Source organism: Nocardioides sp. T5, assembly GCF_048161455.1.
In the GTDB taxonomy this organism is placed as follows: domain Bacteria; phylum Actinomycetota; class Actinomycetes; order Propionibacteriales; family Nocardioidaceae; genus Nocardioides.
The window spans coordinates 2,923,895-2,946,757 of record NZ_CP182415.1; the positions used below are offsets into that span (position 1 = coordinate 2,923,895).

At 68.2% G+C, this 22,863-nt stretch carries 20 protein-coding genes, 1 pseudogene and 1 riboswitch; of the genes and pseudogenes, 13 read left to right on the top strand and 8 right to left on the bottom strand.

The features are described from left to right. Positions 1–116 precede the first annotated feature (116 nt). The 10 genes from ACNKF0_RS14295 to ACNKF0_RS14340 all read left to right on the top strand — a co-directional run bounded on the left by ACNKF0_RS14295 (position 117) and on the right by ACNKF0_RS14340 (position 12,770). The gene (locus ACNKF0_RS14295; RefSeq protein WP_416953127.1) at positions 117–1,913 is read left to right on the top strand and encodes an AMP-dependent synthetase/ligase; all 1,797 of its coding nucleotides are present in this window, start codon (positions 117–119) and stop codon (positions 1,911–1,913) included. A 178-nt stretch (positions 1,914–2,091) separates the two neighbouring features. After that, positions 2,092–2,523: a TadE/TadG family type IV pilus assembly protein gene (locus ACNKF0_RS14300; RefSeq protein ID WP_416958533.1), complete on the top strand. Its 432-nt coding sequence runs from the start codon at positions 2,092–2,094 to the stop codon at positions 2,521–2,523. Then, on the top strand, positions 2,523–4,229 hold the full coding sequence (locus ACNKF0_RS14305; protein ID WP_416953129.1) for a TadE/TadG family type IV pilus assembly protein: 1,707 nt from the start codon (positions 2,523–2,525) through the stop codon (positions 4,227–4,229). The genes ACNKF0_RS14300 and ACNKF0_RS14305 overlap by 1 nt, the downstream gene beginning before the upstream one ends. A 55-nt stretch (positions 4,230–4,284) precedes the next feature. Beyond that, positions 4,285–5,070, top strand: a complete 786-nt coding sequence (cpaB, locus tag ACNKF0_RS14310) for a Flp pilus assembly protein CpaB (protein ID WP_416953131.1) — start codon at positions 4,285–4,287, stop codon at positions 5,068–5,070. Positions 5,071–5,099: 29 nt separating this feature from the next. Further along, complete coding sequence (locus ACNKF0_RS14315; protein WP_416953133.1) at positions 5,100–6,317, top strand: AAA family ATPase; 1,218 nt, start codon at positions 5,100–5,102, stop codon at positions 6,315–6,317. A 1-nt stretch (position 6,318) separates the two neighbouring features. Continuing rightward, positions 6,319–7,731 (top strand): CpaF family protein, encoded by a 1,413-nt coding sequence (locus ACNKF0_RS14320; protein WP_416953135.1) that lies wholly within the window; start codon positions 6,319–6,321, stop codon positions 7,729–7,731. Beyond that, a complete protein-coding gene (locus tag ACNKF0_RS14325) occupies positions 7,728–9,632 on the top strand; it encodes a type II secretion system F family protein (protein WP_416953137.1) in 1,905 nt (634 codons plus the stop codon). Before ACNKF0_RS14320 ends, ACNKF0_RS14325 begins: the two co-directional genes overlap by 4 nt. 5 nt (positions 9,633–9,637) lie before the next feature. Next, entirely contained in the window at positions 9,638–10,564 is a 927-nt protein-coding gene (locus tag ACNKF0_RS14330) for a type II secretion system F family protein (RefSeq protein WP_416953139.1), read from the top strand. Then, entirely contained in the window at positions 10,561–12,126 is a 1,566-nt protein-coding gene (locus tag ACNKF0_RS14335) for a sensor histidine kinase (RefSeq protein WP_416953141.1), read from the top strand. The genes ACNKF0_RS14330 and ACNKF0_RS14335 overlap by 4 nt, the downstream gene beginning before the upstream one ends. After that, the gene (locus ACNKF0_RS14340; protein WP_416953143.1) at positions 12,123–12,770 is read left to right on the top strand and encodes a response regulator transcription factor; all 648 of its coding nucleotides are present in this window, start codon (positions 12,123–12,125) and stop codon (positions 12,768–12,770) included. The genes ACNKF0_RS14335 and ACNKF0_RS14340 overlap by 4 nt, the downstream gene beginning before the upstream one ends. On the opposite strand, the pseudogene ACNKF0_RS14345 reads toward ACNKF0_RS14340, so the two are convergent. Both ACNKF0_RS14345 and ACNKF0_RS14350 read right to left on the bottom strand, forming a co-directional pair. Then, positions 12,767–13,729, bottom strand: a pseudogene (locus ACNKF0_RS14345) (IS481 family transposase). The gene ACNKF0_RS14340 and the pseudogene ACNKF0_RS14345 sit on opposite strands and share 4 nt — an antisense overlap. Before the next feature lie 470 nt (positions 13,730–14,199). Beyond that, positions 14,200–15,258 (bottom strand): IS110 family transposase, encoded by a 1,059-nt coding sequence (locus ACNKF0_RS14350; RefSeq protein ID WP_416953145.1) that lies wholly within the window; start codon positions 15,256–15,258, stop codon positions 14,200–14,202. Positions 15,259–15,593: 335 nt separating this feature from the next. Between ACNKF0_RS14350 and ACNKF0_RS14355 the strand changes: the two genes are divergently transcribed. Together ACNKF0_RS14355 and ACNKF0_RS14360 are read left to right on the top strand one after the other, a co-directional pair. Continuing rightward, positions 15,594–15,782 carry a Flp family type IVb pilin gene (locus tag ACNKF0_RS14355; protein ID WP_416953147.1) on the top strand — a complete coding sequence of 63 codons (189 nt, stop codon included), beginning with the start codon at positions 15,594–15,596 and terminating at the stop codon, positions 15,780–15,782. A 73-nt stretch (positions 15,783–15,855) separates the two neighbouring features. Beyond that, positions 15,856–16,029: a Flp family type IVb pilin gene (locus ACNKF0_RS14360; protein ID WP_416953149.1), complete on the top strand. Its 174-nt coding sequence runs from the start codon at positions 15,856–15,858 to the stop codon at positions 16,027–16,029. A 214-nt stretch (positions 16,030–16,243) separates the two neighbouring features. Here ACNKF0_RS14360 and ACNKF0_RS14365 read toward each other — a convergent pair whose 3' ends face one another. The 5 genes from ACNKF0_RS14365 to ACNKF0_RS14385 form a co-directional block, all read right to left on the bottom strand. Then, positions 16,244–17,419, bottom strand: a complete 1,176-nt coding sequence (locus tag ACNKF0_RS14365; RefSeq protein WP_416953151.1) for a hypothetical protein — start codon at positions 17,417–17,419, stop codon at positions 16,244–16,246. 73 nt (positions 17,420–17,492) lie between these two features. Beyond that, the gene (locus ACNKF0_RS14370; protein WP_416953153.1) at positions 17,493–18,419 is read right to left on the bottom strand and encodes an NlpC/P60 family protein; all 927 of its coding nucleotides are present in this window, start codon (positions 18,417–18,419) and stop codon (positions 17,493–17,495) included. Positions 18,420–18,514: 95 nt separating this feature from the next. Beyond that, positions 18,515–18,677, bottom strand: a riboswitch (cyclic di-AMP (ydaO/yuaA leader). A 118-nt stretch (positions 18,678–18,795) separates the two neighbouring features. After that, complete coding sequence (locus tag ACNKF0_RS14375; RefSeq protein WP_268112511.1) at positions 18,796–19,002, bottom strand: hypothetical protein; 207 nt, start codon at positions 19,000–19,002, stop codon at positions 18,796–18,798. A 65-nt stretch (positions 19,003–19,067) separates the two neighbouring features. Then, positions 19,068–20,309, bottom strand: a complete 1,242-nt coding sequence (locus tag ACNKF0_RS14380; protein WP_416953155.1) for an NYN domain-containing protein — start codon at positions 20,307–20,309, stop codon at positions 19,068–19,070. Between the two features lie 10 nt (positions 20,310–20,319). Further along, complete coding sequence (locus ACNKF0_RS14385) at positions 20,320–20,595, bottom strand: hypothetical protein (protein ID WP_416953157.1); 276 nt, start codon at positions 20,593–20,595, stop codon at positions 20,320–20,322. A 101-nt stretch (positions 20,596–20,696) separates the two neighbouring features. Here ACNKF0_RS14385 and ACNKF0_RS14390 point away from each other — a divergent pair, with 101 nt between their 5' ends. Further along, entirely contained in the window at positions 20,697–22,487 is a 1,791-nt protein-coding gene (locus ACNKF0_RS14390; protein ID WP_416953159.1) for a DEDD exonuclease domain-containing protein, read from the top strand. Between the two features lie 40 nt (positions 22,488–22,527). Here the strand turns inward: ACNKF0_RS14390 and ACNKF0_RS14395 are convergent, their stop codons facing one another. Continuing rightward, positions 22,528–22,806, bottom strand: coding sequence for an Lrp/AsnC family transcriptional regulator (locus ACNKF0_RS14395; protein ID WP_056602367.1), 279 nt, complete (start codon positions 22,804–22,806; stop codon positions 22,528–22,530). Between the last annotated feature and the right edge of the window lie 57 nt (positions 22,807–22,863).

Here is a 22,863-nt window from a genome sequence, read left to right on the forward strand (position 1 = left end):
CGGAGCCTAGCTCACGGCGCGGACGGCACCGGGCCGGTGGCACCGCGCGTACGCCACCCCCGAGGTCGGGCGATAGCCTGCCGATCGCAGTCCACCACGCTCCAGGAGGTTCCATCGTGCGGGAGTTCTCGACGCCGCTCTCCATCACCATCCCGTCCACGGGGAACCTCACCGACGACGTCGTCACCAACGGCCGCGACCACGCGGACACCGTGGTGTTCAGCCGTCGCACGGACGAGGGGTGGGCCGACGTCACCGCGGGCACGTTCCTCGACGAGGTGCAAACGGTCGCCAAGGGGCTCATCGCCGCCGGCGTGGAGGTCGGCGACCGGGTCGCCCTGCTGTCGAAGACCCGCTACGAGTGGACGCTCCTCGACTACGCCATCTGGTTCGCCGGGGCCGTCACCGTGCCGATCTACGAGACCTCCTCGGCGGAGCAGATCGGCTGGATCCTCCAGGACTCCGGCGCCCGCGCCATCGTGGCAGAGGGCTCGGACCACCTCGCCCGGGTCCGCGAGGCCCGCCGGTCCGGCGACCTCGCCGAGCTCCAGCACGTGTGGTCGCTGCAGGACAACGCGGTCGACGTGCTCGGTCGCCTCGGCTCCGACATCTCCGACGACGTGCTCGAGCAGCGGCGTACGGCGGCGACGCCGCTCGACCTCGCGACGCTGATCTACACGAGCGGCACGACCGGCAAGCCCAAGGGCTGCATGCTCACCCACGGCAACTTCATGTTCGAGCTGGGTGTGGCGGTCGACGAGCTGCACGAGCTGTTCGACAGCCACAGCGCCTCGACGCTCCTCTTCCTGCCGCTGGCCCACGTCTTCGCGCGCATCATCCAGATCGGTGCGGTCAAGAGCCGCGCGCGGCTCGGGCACAGCGCCGACATCAAGAACCTGGTGACCGACCTGGGCGAGTTCGAGCCGACCTTCATCCTCGCCGTCCCGCGGGTCTTCGAGAAGGTCTTCAACAGCGCTTCGCAGCGGGCGACCGCCGACGGTCGCGGCAAGATCTTCGACCGTGCGGCGGACGTCGCGATCGCGTGGTCCCGGGCGTCGGACGGCAAGCGGGTGCCGGTGCGCCTGCGCGCGCAGCACGCGCTCTTCGACCGCCTGGTCTACGGCAAGCTGCGCCAGGCACTCGGCGGCAGCTGCACGTACGCCATCTCGGGCGGCGCGCCTCTCGGCGACCGGCTCGGCCACTTCTACCGCGGCATCGGCCTCACGGTGCTCGAGGGCTACGGCCTCACCGAGACGACCGCCGCCCTCTCCGTCAACCTCCCCGACGCCACGAAGATCGGGACCGTCGGTCGCCCCCTGCCCGGCACGAGCGTGCGGGTCGCCGACGACGGTGAGCTCCTCTTCCGCGGTGGCCAGGTCTTCGCGGGCTACTGGCGCGACGAGGACGCCACGGCCGAGACCATCGACCGCGACGGCTGGTTCCACACCGGCGACGTCGGCGAGGTCGACGACGAGGGCTTCGTCCGCATCACCGGACGCAAGAAGGAGATCCTGGTGACCGCCGGCGGCAAGAACGTCGCACCGGCCGTCCTGGAAGACCGCCTCCGGGCACACGCACTCGTCGACCAGTGCCTCGTCGTCGGGGACGGCCAGCCGTTCATCGGTGCCCTGGTCACGATCGACCGGGAGACCTTCCCCGCGTGGGCGGAGCAGCACAGCAAGTCCTCCGAGGTCGCAGACCTGGTCGACGACCCCGATCTCGTTGCGGTGGTCCAGGAGGCCGTCGACGACGCCAACAAGGCAGTGTCCAAGGCCGAGTCCATCCGCAAGTTCACGATCCTGCCCGGCGAATGGACCGAGGAGGGCGGCCAGCTCACCCCCAGCCTCAAGCTCAAGCGCCGGGTCGTGATGCGGGAGTCCCGCGACGAGATCGAGGCGCTCTACCTCGGGTGACCACGTCGACGGGCTAGACCATGACTAGGTCGGGCTAGTCCCTTCTGACTACACGCACACCATGATCGGGTGGTTTGCTCGGTTTAGCCCGCGAGCCAGTCGAGGACGGCACTAGTTTCGTGCCGCTGCGAGGAATCGGGTCCACGCAGCGTCGTCCGGCGAGAGGGGTGTGCACGTGATGCGTCGACGCAAGGTCCACGAGCGGGGAGCCGCTGCGGTCGAGTTCGCGCTCGTCTCGTTGGTCCTCCTCACTCTCGTGGGCGTCGTCTTCCAGTTCGCCATCTACCTCTGGGCGTTCCAGGCGGCGTCCAACGGAGCACGGGAAGGGGCGCGGGCCTGGGCCGTGAACCCCTGCGGAACCACGAACAGTGACAAAGTCTTGACGGCCGTCGCCCCCGCGGCACGCACTGGGTCCGTCACGGCCACGCCCGCGTTCACAAAGGGTTCGGGCAACACAGCAACGGGCCGCGAACCCGGGGACAGCGTCACGGTGACGGTGACAATGAAGGCCAAGGAGCTCGGTTTTAACCTCGTCCCCGGCTGGGACTACAACGCCGAGATCACCAAGACCGCCACCTCTCGGGTCGAAGACGTGCAGGGGTGCCCCTGATGTTCGCTCGTTTCCTGAAGAACCCGACCATCAAGCGGCGCGAGAACGAAGCCGGTGCCATTGCCATCATGGTCGCCCTCATGGCCATGGTCATCCTCGGCATGGCTGCCATAGCCATCGACGTGGGTCAGGTCTACGCCAAGCGGGCATCGCTCCAAAGTGCGGTCGACCAGGCTGTGCTCGCCGCCGCGGCCGAGCTGGATGGGACCACCGTGTGCACGGCCGGGGCTGTCGCGGCCGCGAAGGACTACCTCGTCAGCAACTGGATCGACCAGGGCGGGGACCCGAAGGCGCTCACAGACATCGACCTCGGCGGATCAGCCACCGACGGCAATGGGTACATGAGTTGCAACAAGTGGCGGGTCGAGCTCTGGGCACCTACGGCAAGGGTGAACCTCGGTCTGGCCAAGGCCGTTATCCCGGAGGAGGAACACGAATCTAGGGGGCACATCAATGTGCCAGCATGGGCGGCCGCCGAGGTGCGATCCCCGCGACTCGGGACGCTGCCGTTCTACGCCACTCCTACGTGCAGCGCCGGTCAGCAGGTCCTGTCGACGGACTCGAGCGGTCACGCGTCACTCCCCGTCGTTCCACTCACTCCGTCCACGGCGACCCTCAACAGCTCGAACCTCACCGCCCTGTCACCCACCACCAGCACGCCCGTCGGCACTCCGGTGTCGAACCTGGTGATCACCGGCACCAACTTCAACTCGCCGACCTCGGTGACCGCGGTCGGCTTCACCACCGCCTCCGGCGACCACTTCCAGGTGCCCGTCGGGCCCGGGACCGCGGTCATCAACTCGTCGACCAGCATCACCGTGGCGTCGGTCCCGGCCGACGTGATCGCCAAGGACGACATCTGGTACGTCCGCGTGCTCAAGGGGGGCAACTGGTCGGCTCTGGACGGCAACGCCACGACCGGCGTCCTGAAGTTCACCGTCGGAGACGAGAAGCTCTACTGCAACCTGTCGGACAAGGGCAACTTCGGTTCGCTCGCGATCAACCGCACCCCGTCGATCAGCAACAAGAACACCTTGATCTACTACAACACCGCGCTGGGCGTCGACCACGAGCTCAGCACGGCCCCGGGTGCACCGAGCGCACCGAGCTTCTGCACCGCGGGCGGCGGTTTCGTCACCGCAGCGGTCGACGGCCAGAACTGCCTCGAGATGGACACGGGTCTGCCGGCGAACGCGCTGGAGGAGGGCATGATCACCGGTTCCTCCCCCATGGGTCGGTTGCGCAAGCCCGCGACGTCCCCCTGCACCCGCCCCACCGTGACGGTGGGCTCCTACAGCCTCAACGACGACGTCCTGAGCTGCTTCTTCACCAACACCACCACCCGCGTCGGCGACGTGACCGGAAACAGCTACACCGGGGAACCCGTCATCAGTCCGGCCATCTTCGACTCGCCCAGGTTCGTCTGGGTCCCGATCATCAACGAACCCCCGAGCGGCGCCAGCCAGAACGTCTCGGTCCAGGGTTTCAAGCCAGGCTTCATCACCGATCAGCCGGCATCCGGGACGAAGGGGAGTCCCGGCATCATCACCGGATCACCCAACGGACTGACCCTCTCCGGCACCAAGGTCCGCGAGATGCGGGTGTGGTTCATCCAACCCAATGCGCTGCCCTCCAGCTCGACCGCCGAAGGCCACGAAGTGGCCTACCGCGGCACCGGCGCCAAGGTCATCGTCCTCGTCGACTGAGGCCGACCCCCACCTCCATACATCTTTGATCCACCCTCGAGTGAAGGAACTCTTCATGGCACGCCGCTCCACGCTGCTCATCGTCGCCGTCCTCATCGCGGCCCTCGGCACCGCAATGATCGTCCTCTACGTGCGCGGCATCGACGACCGTGCCACCCAGGGGCAGGAGCTCGTCGAAGTCCTGACCGCGACCGCCGTGATCGAGGCCGGGGAGACCGTCACGGCAGCCCAGGAAGCCGGGAAGTTCGAGGCCAAGCAGGTCAGGCGGGAGGACATGGTCTCCGGGGCGCTCGACAGCACCGAGTCGATCGCCGACCTGGTCGCACTCGGAACCGTCTACCCCGGCGAGCAGGTCATCTCCGACCGCTTCGGCACGATCGGCAGCATCGAGAGCCTGGTCATCCCCGATGACAAGATGGCGATCTCGATCGAGCTCACCGACTTTGAGCGAGTCGCGGGGTTCGTCAACCCGGGGTCCGAGGTCGCCATCTTCGGAAGTGCGGCATCGCCCATCCGCCGACTTCCGGATGGGACCGAGCAGACCCTGCCGGCCGTCACCCGGATCGTCCTCACCCGAGTCCCGGTCATCGGCGTGGGCACCACGTCGGTGACGTCGACGACGACGACCACCGGCGAGGGCGAGCAGGTCGTCACCGAGGCGGTTCCGCGTACGATCCTGACGGTCGCCGTGACGCAGGAAGAGGCCGAGAAGCTGGTGCTGGCCGACCGCACCACCGAGCTGACGTTCGCGCTGCTCGGTGGTGAGACCAAGTCACAGGACAAGGTCGGCGTCACTCCCGTCGACATCCTTCCGGAGACGTTCAGGGGGGCCGTTGGATGACAGCCATCGTGGAAACGGACCGGTCTCGGTTGAGCGTCCTGCAGGCGATGCTCCATGGATCCGTTCCGCTCGAGTCGATGGAGGCCCTGAGCGAGCACGTCGGCTCCACGCCCCAGGAGTTCGCGGTGGTCATCGGACCTTCGGTGCCGGTGGACGATGCAGCCGTGTTCGCGCAGTGGGCGCGAGTGCACAAGCCGGACCTCGGAGTGATCCTCCTGCGGGAGACCGTCGACGCGCACGCGCTGTCGACGGCGCTGCGGAGCGGCATGCGCGAGGTCGTCGAGTCGCGAGACCTCGCTGGGCTCACCACCGCTGTCAGCCGAGCCAGGGCGGTCTCCAACGCCATCGTCCAGACGCTCGAGGACGAATCCCAAGCAGCTGCGCAAGCGGCCCTGTCCGAGGCGCAGGCGCGCGCGGACGCAGCCCGCCAGGAGGCCGAGAGGCCGACGGGGCGCATGGTCACGGTGTTCTCCACCAAGGGCGGCGTGGGCAAGAGCCTGATGGCCACCAACGTCGCGGTGTCGTTCGCAGACCAGGGCAGCACGGTGTGCATCGTCGACCTCGACGTCAACAACGGCGACATCGCGATCATGCTCCAGCTCACACCGATGCGAACACTCAACGACCTCGCGGCGTTCCACGGGGACATCGACGTCGACGTCGTCGAGACGCTGGTGACACCATGGTCAAAGACACTCGGGGTGGTCGCTGCACCGGTGCACCTGGACGCGCCGGACCAGGCCACCACCGAGGACGTCGGCAAATTACTGGACCTCCTCGTGCGCGTCTACGACTTCGTCGTGATCGACACGTCCGGGGTGTTCGACGACTTCGCCCTGACTGCCCTCGACCGCACGGACACCCTGGTCCTGGTCGGCACGCTGGACATCCCAGCCCTGAAGGGCCTCAAGCTCGCGACCCAGACGCTGGACCTCCTCAACTTCCCGCGTGAGAAGTGGCGGTTCGTGCTCAACCGCGCCGACGCCAAGGTCGGGCTCTCCAGCGACGAGTTCGAGTCGACCCTCGGCCTCAAGGCCGACTGCACCCTCGTCTCGAGCCGTGAGGTCCTCGCGGCGGTCAATCGCGGCGAACCACTCGTCAAGGCCTACTCCGGCCACGCCAACAGCAAGGCGATCAAATCCTTCTCCCACTCCATCGCGGGCGCAACCCGCGCCGCTGACGCTGACGTCGAGCAGGACGAGAAGTCGCGCTCGTCATCAAGCCGATTCCGACTGAGGAAGGCCTGACATGGGGCTCACCGACCGACTGGCCGCCGCGCAACGTGCCCGCGCCGAGGCACCTCAGGTCCCGGAGGAGAAGGCACCGGCGACCACGGGCGCCAGCTCCCAAGCAGCTCCCAAGGCCGGCCGGGCGCCGGCACGCGACCCCTTCGAGGGCGTCAAGCGCGTCGTGCACGCCCAGCTCGTCGCATCGCTGGGGCCCAAGCTCTACGACGTCCACATGACCCAGAGCGAGCTGGAGAGCAACGTCCGCCTCGCCCTCCAAGGTGCCGTCGCTGCAACGGATGTGGTCATGTCCGGTGCGGACCGGACCAGGATCACGCAGGAGATCTCTGACGACATCCTCGGCTACGGGCCGCTGGAGCCACTCCTCCGCGACCCCGACCTTTCCGAGGTCATGGTCAACGCCTACGACTCCATCTACGTCGAGCGGGGCGGCAAGCTCGTCAAGACCGGCACCAGCTTCTCCGACGAGGCCCACCTCCGTCGCACGATCGACAAGATCGTCGGCAAGATCGGTCGACGTGTCGACGAAGCCAGTCCCATGGTTGATGCCCGCCTGCCCGATGGATCGCGTGTCAACGCGATCATCCCTCCCCTTGCGCTCGACGGGTCCAAGCTCACGATCCGCAAGTTCTCCGAAGACCCCTACACCGTCCAGGACCTGATCAACTTCGGCAGCCTCACGCCCATGTCGGCGAGCCTGCTCGAGGCGTGCGTCAAGGGCCGCCTCAACATCCTGGTGTCGGGCGGCACGGGCGCCGGCAAGACGACCACGCTCAACGTCCTCTCGTCGTTCATCCCCGACGACGAGAGGATCGTGACCATCGAGGACGCCGCCGAGCTCCGGCTCGGTCAGGATCATGTGTTGCGCCTCGAGTCCAGACCGCCCAACATCGAGGGCAAGGGTGCGGTGCTCATTCGCGACCTGGTCAAGAATTCCCTGCGCATGCGTCCCGACCGCATCGTCGTGGGCGAGATCCGCGACGCAGCCGCGCTCGACATGCTCCAGGCGATGAACACCGGCCACGACGGCTCGATCTCGACGCTGCACGCCAACACGCCTCGCGACGCGCTCTCCCGCCTCGAGACGATGGTGCTGATGGCCGGCATGGACCTGCCGGTCCGGGCCATCCGCGAGCAGGTCTCAAGCGCGGTCGACCTCATCATCCAGCAGACCCGACTCAAGGACGGCTCCCGACGCATCACGGCCATCACCGAGATCGTGGGCATGGAAGGTGACATCATCACCACGCAGGACGTCTTCATGTTCGACTTCTCCGCAGGCGTGAACGACCAAGGAAAGTTCCAGGGCGGGCTGGTCTCCACCGGCCTGCGGCCCCGCTTCCTCGAGCGTCTCGCTGACCACGGCGTCCATGTCGACCCGGCCGTCTTCGCGACCAGCGGCGGCTTCCGATGAGGCTCGCTCCCTCGCTGGCAGCGGTCGCTCTCGCCCTCGGCGTGGTGGCGACAGGGTCCGGCGCCCATGCCGCGGACGAGATCAACATCGACCACGTGCAGACCGAGGACGGAAAGGTGTCCATGCTGCTCGGCGTCGATCGCCTGCCGGGCGGCGCCGCACCCGACCTCGACAGCGTCGTCGTCACGGTCAATGGCCAGTCCGCCGACGCCTCAGCAGAGACCGTCGAAGGCGGCCAGGTCGAGCGCACGACCGTGCTCGTGCTCGACGCGAGCAACAGCATGGAAGGCGAGAAGCTCGCCGCCGCGACGAGCGCCATCGACTCCTTCGTGGAGTCGGCGCCCGCCGATGTCCGGATCGGCCTCGTCACCTTCGCCGGCACTGTTCTGCAGACCATCGAGCCGACCACCGACCACCAGTCGATCGTCGACGAGCTCGCCGGTGTGCAGCTCAAGCCGGGTACCAAGCTCTACGACGCTGTAGCCGCGGGTGCGGGGCTGGCCGGAAGCGAAGGCGCCCGCTCGCTCCTCGTCCTGTCTGATGGTGCCGACACCGGCAGCATCTCGACCATCGATGAGCTGTCCGACAGCGCAGCGGAGTCCGGCGTCGTCGTCGACGTCGTCGCGCTGGCCCAATCGGCAGAGCAACAGGCGATCCTCGACGGACTTGCGTCCGCCGCAGGTGGCCAGGTCATCCCAGCCGACCCCGGCGCGCTCGACGCAGTCTTCTCCGCGCAGGCCGACGCACTCGCCTCTCAGGTGCTGGTCAGCTTTGACCTGCCCCCTGGCGTCTCGGGTGAGCAGACCGTCGAGACCTCACTGGCGGCTGGCGGCGACACCTTCACCGACGCCGCCTTCGTCACCCTGACCGGATCGACGTCGGCTGCTGCGCCGCGGATCATCGAGCCGGAAGAGCCGCTGATCGATCGGACTGGCTTCATGCTGGGCGCGCTCGCGCTCGGACTCGGGCTCGCGGGCGTGCTGGCCTTCGCCCTGGGTGGCGGGTCGTCCACGTCGCTCAGCGACAAGCGGCTGAACGCATACTTCGAGCAGGGAGGCAACTCCGCACCGACCGCGGGCAGCCGCCGGAGCCGCGGGAAGGCGCAAGGCAGCCTCAAGGACGCGGCCGTCGGGCTTGCCGGGCAGGTCGTCAAGGGAGACTTCGAGGACCGGCTCTCCAAGCGATTGGCCGGCGCCGGATCGTCCCTCAAGGCGGCGGAGTGGCTCCTCCTACACGCAGCCATCGCCGTGGGGGCGGCCTTCGCAGGCCTTGTTCTCAAGGGCGGCATGCTGATGATCCTGGCGTTCGTGGGTGGCGTCGTGCTCCCGTGGTGGTGGCTAAAGCGCAAGCACTCCAAGCGGCTGGCTGCCTTCAACGCTCAGCTCGCCGAGACACTCACGCTCATGTCAGGCGGGCTCTCGGCAGGACTTTCCCTTCCTCAGGCTGTCGACACGGTCGTTCGCGAGGGGCACCAGCCGATGGCTGGCGAGCTGGGTCGTGCGCTGATTGAGCAGCGACTCGGCATCCCGATTGAGGAGACACTGGAAAATGTCGCCGCGCGCATGGAGTCCGAGGACTTCTCTTGGGTCGTCATGGCCATCCGCATCCAACGCGAGGTCGGCGGCAACCTGGCTGAGCTCCTCAACACCGTCTCCGAGACGCTCCGCGACCGCGAGTACCTGCGACGTCAGGTGAAGGTGCTGAGCGCAGAAGGTCGGTTCTCGGGGTACGTGCTGACCGCACTGCCGATCTGTCTCTTCATCTACATGCTGCTCTTCAAGCGAGACTTCGTTGAGCCGCTCTATACAACCGGCATGGGCTTCGTCCTGCTCGGCATCGCTGCCGCGATGCTGGTCGGTGGCGGGTTTGTGATGTCCCGACTCACCAAGATCAAGGTGTAACCACCATGTTGCTGATGCTAGGAGCAGTTCTGCTCTTCGGCGCACTCGTCCTTGCGCTGTCGATCATGGGCGTCCTTACCTCTGAACGGCGCGCGGTTGCGAGGTCCGTCGCGGCCGTCCAAGCCATCAACTCCGCACCAAGTGTCATCGCCGACGAGCTTGACCGTCCTTTCACCGAGCGTGTGATCGCCCCACTTGGTGGGCGGCTCGTGGGTGTTGGCAAGATGATCACCCGCGCCGACACGGCGACCAAGATTTCGCACCGACTGGACATCGCCGGCAACCCGTCGGCGTGGGACGTCAACCGCATCATCGGACTCAAAGTCCTGGGACTAGGAGGTGTGGGCGTCTTGGGGTTCCTCGTCACGCTGTCGCGTGGCTACCCGGTCAGCAAAGTCCTACTCATCACGGCCGGCTTTGCCGCTTTTGGGTACGTCCTGCCGAACGTCCTGCTGAAGAACGCCGGCGACAAGCGCGAGAGCCTCATGCGCAACTCGCTCCCCGACGCCATCGATCTCCTCACCATTTCTGTCGAGGCCGGACTCGGGTTCGACGCTGCTGTCGCGCGGGTGGCGAAGAACACCTCCGGGCCACTTGCCCAGGAGTTCTCCCGCCTTCTTCAAGAGATGCAGCTCGGCATTGGACGTCAGGAAGCGATGCGCGCCATGGGCGAGCGGACCAGCCTTCCCGACCTCAAGTCCTTCTGCCTCGCCATGGTGCAGGCCGACAGCCTCGGCATCCCGATCGCTCGCGTCCTCCGCATCCAGAGCCACGAGATGCGGACCAAACGGCGCCAGCGCGCCGAGGAGGCGGCACAGAAGGTGCCGGTCAAGATCCTTTTCCCTGTCATCTTCTTCATCTTGCCGACGATCTTCATCGTCGTAATCGGCCCGGTCTTCTTGTCGATGGGCGACCTGTTCGGCAGCGGATGATCCTCGACATGATCGGGTCGACCGAGCCAAGCCGACTCGCAGGACGAACATGGCGCATCACGACGGCGATCCGGGTCTTCGCCATCGCGTTGTGCCTGGGCCGAACGTTGTCCTCGCAAGGGGCCGCCGACATCGCCATCCCGATCGTCGCCCTCGCTCTGGTGGCGACCCTCGCCAGCCTCGTCGAAGCTCTCTGCGCCGACCGGATGCAGCGCGGGATCCCCATCGGCGAGGCACTCCTGGTCTCCGCTGTGGTCGCCCTGAACCCGTCACCGGACGACTCGATCCTGCTCTACCTCGCCGTGCCTCCGCTCGTCGCCGGGGTCCGACACGGTTGGTTGTCGGCCACCAACGCGTTCCTGATGTCGGCCGCTGCGCTGGTACTGATGGGAGGGCTCTCCACCACCCCACTCGACGTCGACCGCCTCCAGTCAGCAGCCTTCTGGCTCGTCATGGGGCTGGGCATCGGTGTGCTCGCCGGGGTCCAGACCCGCAACATCCGCGACCTCGAGCAGCACCAGGCCCCGTACGTCGCCACGCACCAGCTGATGAGCCAACTGCACGACCTCGCGAGTCGCGGCGAGGTCGGGCTCGACAGCATTAAGCTGTCCACCGAGCTCGCCGGCCGATTGCGGGAGGGGACGGGTGCAGCCGATGTCGCCGTGTACGGCCACGCGTGGGGCCAGCCTCTCGTCCAGCTCGCCGGGCACGGTGACACCACGTCGCTCGCCAGTCATGCCCTTGGAGCCAACCACGACCACAAGGCCGACGTGCTCGTCATCGGCCTGCGCGGTGCGGGTCACCAGCTCGGCAGCGTGGTGCTGCGCAATCCGGACGGCTGGAGCGGTCGATCGCGAGACGTCGCTCAAGAAGTGGCCGACGAGTTCGCCCTGCGGCTGGACACCGCAGTCCTGTTCGACGAGGTGCGTCGACTCGCGACATCCGAGGAGCGCAAGCGGATCGCGCGCGAGATGCACGACGGCGTCGCCCAGGAACTGGTGGCCCTAGGGTACATCGTCGATGAGATCGCATCCGTGTCGGATGAACCCGGGACAGTCGCGCTTGCGGACGAGCTCCGTCAGGAGATCAGCCGGGTCGTCGCCGAGATCCGGTACTCGATCCTCGACCTGCGTCACCACGTGACCGACCACCGGCTGTCGGGCGCGCTCGCTGACTACGTCCACCAGGTCACGCAGGACATGGACCTCCGGGTCAACCTCGTGCTCGACGAGTCGGGGCCGGCGCTTCCCCCGCGAACCGAGTCCGAGCTGCTCCGGGTCGCCCAAGAAGCCATTGGCAATGTCAGGAAGCACGCACGAGCGGACAATCTCTGGATCACGCTCGTTTCCGACGGCACCAAACTGCTGCTGGAGGTGGAGGACGACGGAATCGGCAACGCCAAACCGCGGAACCGGCACTGGGGGCTCCAAAGCATGCGGGAACGCGCAGCCGGTATCGAGGCATCTCTCGAAGTCGCTCCTCGCGAGGGTGGCGGCACCCTCGTGCGCCTGAGCTCCCCACCGTGCACACCATCGGCTGATGCCTACAAGGAGGACGTATGACCACCCGTGTCCTGCTCATCGACGACCACGAGCTGATCCGACAAGGGCTGGCGCGGGCCTTTGAGCGCGACAACGACATGACGGTTGTCGGACAGGCCGGATCGGTGGCCGAGGGAGTCTCCGCGTTCGGTGACCTCGACCCGGACGTCGTGGTCACCGACCTCGAGCTGCCCGACGGACACGGCCTTGATGTGGTCCGCCAAGTACGTGGGAGCAGTGACGCGGTCGGCCTGGTGGTGCTCACCATGCACGCCGGTGACGACCACATCTTCGCGGCGATGGAGGCTGGTGCGTCGGCTTTCGTGGGGAAGGACAGCAAGGCGATAGACGTCGTCAGCGCCGCGCGGCATGCGGCCGTGGCGCCGCGCACATTCCTCTGCGCTGGACTAAGCGCAGCGATGGTGCGGCGTGCGACCGCGCCCGCACCACCCAAACTCTCAGGACGTGAGGAGGAGGTCCTCAACCTACTCGCAGACGGGATCGGCACCGCAGAGATCGCCAGCAGGCTATACATGAGCGAGTCGACCGCCAAGACCCACATCACCCACATCTACCAGAAGCTCGGTGCAGCCAACCGCGCACAAGCGCTGGTGGCGGCCATGCGACTAGGCCTTCTCGACCACGCTGCGACGCAGCGTCCCTAGCTGTGATGCCCAGCCAGGTTGTCCCACCTGGTGATGGGTGTTGACTTGCCGATTGCTGAGTGGAGCCGGTGGTGGTTGTAGTGGTGGACCCATGCTGGCAGAGCGGCGAGGCGGGCTGATTCGGAGTTGTAGAATTCCTCGAAGGCCCAGCCCTCGACCATCGCGCGGTGGAAGCGTTCGATCTTCCCGTTGATCTGCGGCCGATAGGGACGCGTGCGTTTGGGCGTGATGCCTAGCTCGTCACACGTGTCGCGCCACAGGTGCGAGCGGTAGCAGCCGCCGTTGTCGGTCAGGACCCGCTGCACGGTCACGCCGCGTTCGGCGAGCCAGGCCACCGCGTTGCGCAGCACCGCGGTGGCGGTCTCCTTCGTCTCGTCGTCGTGGGCGTCGACGTAGGCCACGCGGGAGTGGTCATCGATTACGGTGGGCAGGTAGCAGGTCCCGAGCGGCTTGCCGTACTTGCTGCGCTGCAAGGGCGTGGCCCTGGCGTTGGCAGTGGCGATGCGGTTGCGCCGGTCCTGGTCGCTTCCGACGTAGCGCCAGACGCCGTCGTCGGGGACTCGGCCCAGCTCGTTGACGTCCATGTGGAGCAAGTCGCCCGGCTTCTCGTGTTCGTAGCGGCGGATCGGCTCGCCGGCGGCGCGGTCGATATAGGTCAGCCGGTTGAGCCGGCAGCGGACGAGGACCGCGGGCAGGGTCGAGGCGGGCATCTCTAGAGCCGGTCACCGATCTCGACCGGACCGAGGCGCTGCTTCCACCGCAGGTGCACGATCTTGCGCACCACCCGCACCGGGGTGCGGTTCGGGCTGGTGGTGCGTCGCCGAGGACCGGTCGAGCATCCCGGCCGGACCTTCGGCTTCGTAGCGATCAGCCCACTTCTTCGCGGTCTTCCACGACACATCGAAACGCTCGGCAGCGCGGCCCGGCGGCCAGTCCTCCTCAACGATGAGCCTGGCCATCTGAGCCGGGGCACGAGGGGTCAGCGCGGCATTGGCATGGGTAGCGTGGGACGTGAAGGCTTCCTTCGGTGGCGGAGCGGTTCCTCAACAGCTCCACTCCACACCCGGGGAGGCGTTCACCTACCTACAGATCAGATCGTGTCGTCGCACGATCTCGACCAACGTGCCTGGGCATCACACCTGATATGGAGTGACCTCCTGTCAAGAGGCAGGGTGAGGCGCCCGTCCCGGTGTTCGGGGCGGGCGCCTCGTGCTTCGTCGTCGTGGGTGCTGGCGAGCGTGTCGTTGGCGACGCGCGGTCAGACTGATATGCGCGGGTTGGGTACCGCAGGACGGTGCTTTCGGCAGGAGCGGGACCGCGTGTCTAGCAGCGAGCGTCACGGACGAGATGTCCGTTGCTCATAGTTGTTTCGCGGGTCGCTCCACGCGCTGCCACCAGCCCGGTGGACGACGGAGCAGATCGTGGTCGGCTACTCCTCGAGAACTGCCAGGGACCAGCACCAGCCGGCCAGCTCACGGGCGATCGCGACGTTGGCGATGGTGGGCTTCTTGCTGCGCTCGATGAACCTCACCCACCGCTGGTGCAGTCGGCGGTTGCCCTCGTCACCACGGGCCCGCGCGGCGGCAGGGGCCAGGTCCCACCGATCGCGCATGGTCTTCCCGACCCGGTAACGGGAGCGGTGGTGCCACGCGGCCTCGACCAGGAGCCGCCGCACATGGGTGTTGCCGGTCTTGGTGATCGACCCCTGCACCCGCGAGGACCCGGAGGAGTACTCGCTGGGCACCAGGCCCACGAAGGAGCCGATGGTGTTGCCGGTGAACCGGTGCCAGTCGCCGATCTCGACCGCCAGGGCGAACCCGGTCAGGGTGCTCACCCCGCGCAGGCACCCCAGCCGCCGCACCAGTGGCGTGAACTCGGAGTCGGCGGCCATCTCACCGATCGCGTCATCGAGCCGGTCGCGACGCGCTTTGGTGACCAGCACCGTGTCGTAGTCGGAGTCGAACGCCAACCGGGTCGCTCGACCGCTCAGCTGCGGCAGCGCCTCGTGACGCAGCCACGCATCGTGCTTCCCGGTCCACGCGTCACCGTCGTAGTAGACGATCCCGTGGCGCAGCAGCAGCTTCGACAACCGGTGCCGAGCCCGCATCAGATCGCCTCGACAGTCCTCCCGCGCGCGGACCAGGTCACGGGCGGCCTCCTGGTCCGCTGAAGGGATCGCGACCGCGGTGACCTCGTCGAGTCGCAGCAGCCGGGCCAGGTGAACCGCGTCCTTGGCGTCGGTCTTCACCCGATCCCCCGAGGGCTTCTGCAACTTCGACGGTGCCGCGACCACACACCGGACCCCCGCAGCAGCCAGGTGACGATGCAGCCCGAACCCGGTCGGCCCGGCCTCATAGGTCACCGCGACCGGACCCGCCAGGCCTTCGATCCAGGACCGGACGTGCTCATACGACGGGGTCAGCTTCGTCTGGACCAGCTCGCCCGTGACGCCGTCGATCGCCGCTGCCGCGACAGATCGTGCGTGCACGTCGAGCCCAACGCTCGTACGCTCAGTGAACACCGGGGCCTCCCACAACTGTTGGATAGGCCGAGCAGGCAGCCCCTACTCGGTAACCCACGACCATTTGTGAGTGAGGCCCCGGCCCGCAACCCCTTCACCGCGAACGGGTCACTCATACCGTCTAGTTGGCAGGGTGGGCCATGTGAAGGCTCGCCAGGATGACCCTGGAATAGTCACAAGGGGCTACTCAACAGCAGCCGATCACCCGATTCGGCGGGAGGCAGACCTTGGCAGAGTCCTCTTCGACGGGTCCTCGCGGACTCGGACCGAGGCTCATCATCCAGACACAAGGGGAAACCATCATGCTCGAGAAGTTCATCACCTTCATGCTCGTCGGCCGCAAGGACGACAAGGGCGCCACGGCCACCGAGTACGGGCTGCTGGTCGGCCTCATCGCCCTCATCATCGTTGCCGGCGTCGGGTTCTTCGGCAACAGCCTCGACAGCTTCTTCAACAGCCTCGGCGGCACCGTCAACGGTTGGAAGAAGTAAAACGCCTGACCGACGTGGCCGGCTGCTCCGCCCGGAGTGGCCGGCCTGTCGCATTGCCCGAGAGGAGAGCGGCGTGAGTGACAGCGACCTGACTCGCGCGCGCGACGAGCGCGGCGCGACCGCCACGGAGTACGGCTTGCTAGTCGGCTTCATCGCAATTGCCATTGTGGCCGGAGTCGGTTTCTTCGGTGAATCGCTCGACGCGTACTTCACTGGTCTCAGCGCGTGGCTTGACGACGTCATCTGATCGTCTTCGATCAGCGACTCCGCGGTAATGACCCGCCCAGGCAAGCGGATGAGCCCCGGGTATCACCAGGGGCTCATCCGCGTCGGGCTGCCGGATAGACCTCCCACCGTGCCCGACCGGGTCGAGGGCACCGTGCAGCTGCGTACCCGAGAACCATCACGTCGAGGGCGACCGGATGCCGGTCGCCCTCGGAGCATTCTCCGGGTACACCGACTCAGAGGGCCACGTCACGTAACCGGCCCTGCCAGGCCCGCGTGAGCGAAGTGACCGTTAAACCAGCTCGTCGTTGGGCACCTTGGGCCGAGCTGCCGCGCGAGGCGACGGCGTACACCTCCACCAGTCCGCGCTCCCCCAGCCGCTCAGCAATGATTCGACACGCCAGCCAGGCTTCCTCGTAGCGGGCCTGGAGGTCTCGCGCATGGGTATCGAAGTCCGCCGCCGTTGGCAGTGCCTCCGGAACACCTTCCCGCCTGACCGCCTCGATGGCCCGACCCAGGGTCACGCGGTCCGGCAGTTGCGTGTCGCGGAGCGCAACGTAGTCGGCAAACCCCTCCATCAACCACGGCTCGACCGGCCTGCGGACCGCATTCGTCGCGACGTGGACCAGTTCGTGGCTCATCACCACCTGCGCACCTGCGCGGCGCAGCCTTTCAGTGACGTCCGGGTTCACAAACACGTGAACCGGTCCTTCGGTGTCAGATGCACGCCCGACGGGGGCAGTCACGGCGGCGATGCCGGCATACGTCCCGGGGTCGGCGCCGAGCGTCTCGTCGAGGCTCGTCGCGCTGGCAGGAACCTCGACCACGACGGGCGAGCTCCAGTCCGGAAGGACTCGTCGTACGACCTCGATCCCCCGCACCGCTCGTGCTGCCACATCTTCTGCAACGCTTGAGGGTCCGTCAGCCATCACCAGGACGTCGTTCGCCCGCGCCACTGACATCCGCCCGCGCAGCCACAGCGGTAACCGACCGCCGTCTGCAGTGGGCGCCTCGAACCCCGCGATGCCGAGCCCCTCGCCGTGCGGAGCAAAGCGCACCGCCACGTCGCTGCGAGCCGGCTCTTCGTCGAAGCCGCCAAGCTGCCACGTGAGCTCTGCTGTGCCGGTCCACGAGCCGTCCGCCGAAACGGTCCCCACCTGGTCGACGTAGCGCGCGGAGACGGCCGTGAGGTCCAGCGAGCGGACGTTCGTTGCGATGCCCGCCAGCAGGCTCTCTGCTGAGGGGACGTCAGGGGGCACCAGCTGCTCCAGCTCCGTTCGGTCGCGGCTGTCGATGGCGTCGACGAACGCCGCCAGGGCGGCCGCGGCCTCCGCCGGGCTCGCACGATGCGCCTCGGCGGGACGCGGCGGCGCAACCTCCTGACGTCCGTCCCGCGTGAGGACGACGACCACCAGGACGACAGCGAGGAACAGCGAAAGGCCGGCCGCCCACAGGAGTGGACGACCGGCCTTCGAGGTCTGCGTGTCAGCCAGGACGGACCGCGCCGACGTAGGGCATCGAGTAGAGGCCCGAGACGGCAACACCGGTGCCGGGGTTGGCGGCGTGCACGATCATGCCGTTGCCGATGTACATGCCGACGTGGCTGATCGGGCTGTAGTAGAAGACCAGGTCACCGGGCTGCAGATCGCTCGCCGCGATCCGCGGGCCGGAGCTGAACTGGGCGCTGGAGGAGTGCGGGAGCGACACACCGGCCTGCGCCCAGGCACGCATGGTGAGGCCGCTGCAGTCGAACGCGTTCTCGCCCATGGCACCGTAGACGTAGGCGTCGCCGACCTGTGCCATGGCGTACTGCACGGCAGCAGCGGCGCGACCAGACGCCGGCACGGAGACGGAGCTGGGCGCGCGGGTCGTGGTGCCGCGCGAGGCGAGCACGCGGTCGCGCTCCTCGGCCTCGAGGTCGGCGAGCAGCTCCTTGGCCTCGGCCAGCTTGTCGTCGACGGTGTCCTTCTCGGCGCTCAGCTGGTCGGTGAGCTCCGCGATCTCCTTGGTGCGGGCACCAGTGGCCTCACGGCGGATCTCGAGGGCTGCGAGCTCGGTGTCGTAGTCGGACAGCAGCGAGGCCTGGAGGTCGTTGAAGGACGACATCGTCGAGAGCGAGTCGAGGAACGCTCCCGGGTCGTCGGAGACGACGATCTGACCGACGGTCGAGATGCCCTCCCCCTCGAGCTGTCGGACGACCGCGTCGGAGACCTGGTCGCGGACGGCGTCGAGACGCTCGTCCTGGCGTTCCTGATCGGCCTTCAAGCCGTTGAGGTCGCTCCGCAGGTCGGCGAGGTCGAGCTTGGCGTCGTGGAGGCGCTCCTGCGCCGCCTCGGCCTCGTGGTAGAGGCGGTCGACGCGGACCTTGACGTCCTTGATGTCGGGGTCGGCCTGCGCGGGGGTGGCGGGCACGAATGAGATGGCAGCGATCGCGGAGAGACCAAGAACGGTCGCGCCAACTCGCTTGCGGGTGTGAGCCACGAGCGGGGGAACTCCTCGGGGTGTCGTACGCCTACCAGGTGAGCTGACGGGTTCGGCACGACTTGGCCTACCTCTGCTCCTCGCGCCGCTCGCGCAGCGCACCTCACAGAGGATTCACCCCAGGGGGAAGTGTGGTTCCCCGGCTCGTCGACCACGGGTGATGCGGGGGGCGTGGTCCACGACTCGGCGCGACGCCCGCGCGGGCCGGGTGACCCACTGCCACGGACGTCAGCCCACACCCTAAACCGCCCACGGAGCGGTCGCCAATCTTCGGGCCAACTTGTGGGAAGTCGTGTCGGACCCCGGCTCAGGCTGACTCGATGACCGGGCCGCTGACTGGCTCAACGAGCCTCAGCGGTGGCACGAGGCCGCCCGAGGCCAGCACGTCGAGCGCGGCCATCTCGTCGTCGTCGATGGTCAGCTCGGGCGGTGGGCCGAGGAGCACCGTCACCACGCAGTCGTGGCAGTGCAGCCCGCGCACCACGCAGGTGTCGCAGTCGATCCGTGTCGTCATGTTCCGAACGGTGACAGGAGCCACCGACAGCGCCTCCGCGGCGTGTCGCGGACCGGCGTGTCGGGCTAGGAGCCGATCACGCCGAGCAGCGCCGACGTCGGCACCGACCGCGCACCCGCTCGGACGATGTCGCGTGCCACCGCCTGGTCGTCACTGACAACCACGACCACTCGCCCGCGGGGCTCCGCCGCCACGAGCTGGCGGATCACGTCGTCGGCGATGACGCCCTCCGGGCTGAACACCACCCGGACGCCACGCGGTGCCGGCATCGCCGTACGCACCGTGGACTCCGCCGCGTCGAACACGACGGTCGTCTCCGCCCCGGTCCGCGCGACCAGCGGTCCCAGCGCCGCGACCAGTCTGCTGCGCTGGGCCTCGAGGCTCGCGGTCGGCCACCGCTGCTTCGTGACGTTGTAGCCGTCGATGACGAGCCGCGCTCGCGGCAGCGAGAGGGTCTGCTCCAGCGTTGCCGAGGTCGCCGGCGCGCTCGACGCGGGCGCGGACTCGATGCCCGCCAAAGCCGACTCCACGGCGTCGCCCGGCGAACCACTCACCGCGGGGAGGGCGAGCTCGCGCCGGAGCCCGGTCGCGGCGTCGATGACCGCGTCGAGCAGGAGCCGGGCCCGGATGCTGGCGGTGTCGCGGTCGGACCGCGCGTCCCGGCGGCTTGCCGCGAGGCCGGACTCGGCCTCCTCCAGCTGCGCGCGCAGGCGTCGTACGTCTGCCTCCGCCGTGCGCGTCGCCGTCTCAGCCGCCGCGACGGCCTCGTCCCGGGCGGCGTACGCGGCGACCCGCGCCTCCTCGGCCGCTCGGAGCACACCGCGGGCCTCCCCCAGCCTCTGGCGCAGCACCTTGTGGTCGGCCTTGGCGCGCTCGCGCTCGGCGCGGTGCTCGGCGCGTACGGCGGTGAGCTCGGCCTGCAGCGCAGCCACCTGGGCGGACAGGCGGGCATGTTCTGCGTGCGCCTGCTCGTCGCGCGACTCGTCGACCTCGAGGGACTCAGCGACCTCCGTGACGACCGCCTCCCAGCCTTCCTCCCTGGCCAGCCACGCGCGCGCAGCCGCGTCGACCGGATCATCCAAAGACGCCTGCACCGCCGCGACCTGCACCGCCGCGTGCTCCCGGAAGGTGTCGTCATCGAGCGCAGCCCAGATCACCCTGCCACCGAGCCTCGCACGACGGGCGGGCGCGAAGCCTGCGACCTTGCGCAACGCGGGAGGAACGGGGCTGACCGACGGCAGGACCGCCGAGACCAGGGCGACCACCCGCAGGCGCAGCCGCTCCGGCACAGCCGCAGGGTCGGTCACGGTCGTTCCGTCACCCGGCGGCCGGGTCGGCCGACGTGTCGGCCGCGGCGCGGTCAACCAGCTCGATGGCGTCGTTGCGGCCGCACCAGCGGCAGGACACCGACTCGACCGCTTCCGAGAGCACGGTTTCCTCCTCGACCTGGTGGTCGCCGGCGAGGTCGAAGTGCCAGTAGTCCGTCGTACGGCGGGTGCGCGTCACGTCGAAGCGGGTGAGGTTGCCGCAGCCGGCACAGCGCCACCGCTCGCCGTCGCCGGGAACGCGGAGGTCGCTGATCTGCTCGGGCACGGGGTCTCCTCGTCGTCGATCGCCTCTGGAGTCGGGCGCGGTCAGCGTAGTCCGCGCGCCGTGCGCCGCGATGTCGGATCCCACGTCTAGCGTCGTCGGACATGAGCACCACCGCCCATCGTCCGTCGAGGGAGAAGTCCCGCTGGGAGGCCCAGCGCAGCTTCGACGAGCTGGGGCGGCCGCTACGAGACCTCACCTTCTGCGTGGTGGACCTCGAGACCACGGGCGGCTCCGCCGCGGCCGGGTCGATGATCACGGAGATCGGGGCGGTGAAGGTCAGGGGCGGCGAGGTGCTCGGCGAGTTCCAGACGCTCGTCAACCCCAACACCGAGATCCCGGCGTTCATCGCGGTGCTCACCGGGATCAGCAACTCGATGGTCCACGACGCCCCGCCGATCGAGTCGGCACTGCCGGCCTTCTTGGACTTCGCAGAGGGGTGCGTCCTCGTCGCGCACAACGCGCCGTTCGACGTCGGTTTCCTCCAGCACTTCGCGCGCCAACAGGGCCGACCCTGGCCGAGGTTCGAGGTGCTCGACACGGCGAAGCTCGCACGGCGGGTGATCACCCGGGACGACGCCCCCAACTGCAAGCTGTCGTCGCTGGCGAAGGTCTTCAACTCCACCACGACGCCCAACCACCGTGCGCTCTCAGACGCCCGCGCCACCGTCGACGTCCTGCACGGGCTGATGGAGCGGCTCGGCGGTCTCGGCGTCCACACCCTCGAGGAGCTCCAGACGTTCTCCGCTCGGGTCAGCACTGCACAGCGCCGCAAGCGCCACCTCGCCGAGGGGCTCCCCCACTCCCCTGGCGTCTACCTCTTCCGCGACGACCGCTCGCGTGTCCTCTACGTCGGGACGTCCAAGGACCTCCGCACCCGGGTCCGCACCTACTTCACGTCGTCGGAGACCCGCACCCGCATGGGCGAGATGGTCGGCCTGGCCGAGTCCGTCACCGGAATCGAGTGCGCGACGCCGCTCGAGGCGGAGGTCCGGGAGCTGCGGCTGATCGCCGAGCACAAGCCGAAGTACAACCGGCGGTCCCGGTTCCCCGAGAAGGTGCACTTCCTCAAGCTCACCCGCGAGGCCTGGCCCCGGCTGTCCCTGGTGCGCAAGGTGCTCGACGACGACGCCGACTACCTCGGGCCGTTCTCCTCCAAGAAGACGGCCGAGAAGTGCCTCGCGGCCCTCCACGAGACCTTTCCCGTCCGGCAGTGCAGCGGGCGCCTGCCACTGACCCCTTCTCGATCGGCCTGCGTGCTGGCCGAGATGGGTCGGTGCCTGTCCCCCTGCGACGGCTCGACCGACGCATCGACCTACGCCGCGATCGTGCGCCAGCTGCGTGACACGCTTCTGCGCAGCCCGCAGGAGGTCGTCGAGGCGATCAACGAGCGCATGACCGCACTCGCCGACCGCGAGCGCTTCGAGGAGGCGGGCGTCCATCGCGATCGGCTCGCGACCTTCGTCCGCGCCGCCGCCCGCACCCAGCGGCTGTCGGCGTTGGCCCGCTGCCCGGAGATCGTCGCCGCGCGACGGGAGGACAACGGCCGCTGGTCCGTGCACGTCGTACGCCACGGCCGACTCGCCGCAGCCGGAATCATCCCGCCCGGCGCCGACGCCCACCAGTACGTCCGCGAGCTCAGCGCCAGCGCTGAGACCGTCAGCGACGCTCCCGGCCCCGTGCCGGCCGCGACGGCCGAGGAGTCGGAGAAGATCCTGCGCTGGCTGGAGTCGCCCGGGGTGCGGCTGGTCGACGTCGACGGCGAGTGGGTCTGCCCTCTCGGTGGAGCAGCCCGCCACCTCGCGGTCTACGACGCGGCCAACCAGTCGCGGCTGTCGCTGGTGCCGTTCGACGAGCAGCGCCTGCCGTCGCCGGTCCACCGACCGGTGCGATAGCCGTGGTTCGAGGAGGGCGCTCTGCGCCCGTCGCGAGACCTCAGTCGAGCCCGATGCTGAAGGCAGACTCCAGGTCGTGCTTCGAGTACGTCCGGAACGCGATGTGCGTCTCCGTCTCGGTCACACCCTCGACCTTGTTCAGCCTGTCGGCGACGACAGCGGCGACGTCCTCGTGCTCGCGCACACGCACGAGCGCGATCAGGTCGATCTGTCCGGTCACTGAGTAGACCTCGCTCACGCCGTCCAGTGAGGCGATTGCCTCGGCCACCTCGGGGATGCGCGCGACGTCGGCCTTCACGAAGACGATGGCGGTGATCATGGACTCACCGTAGCGCCACTGCACCGGCACCCGAATGGACGGACCCGTTAGTCATTT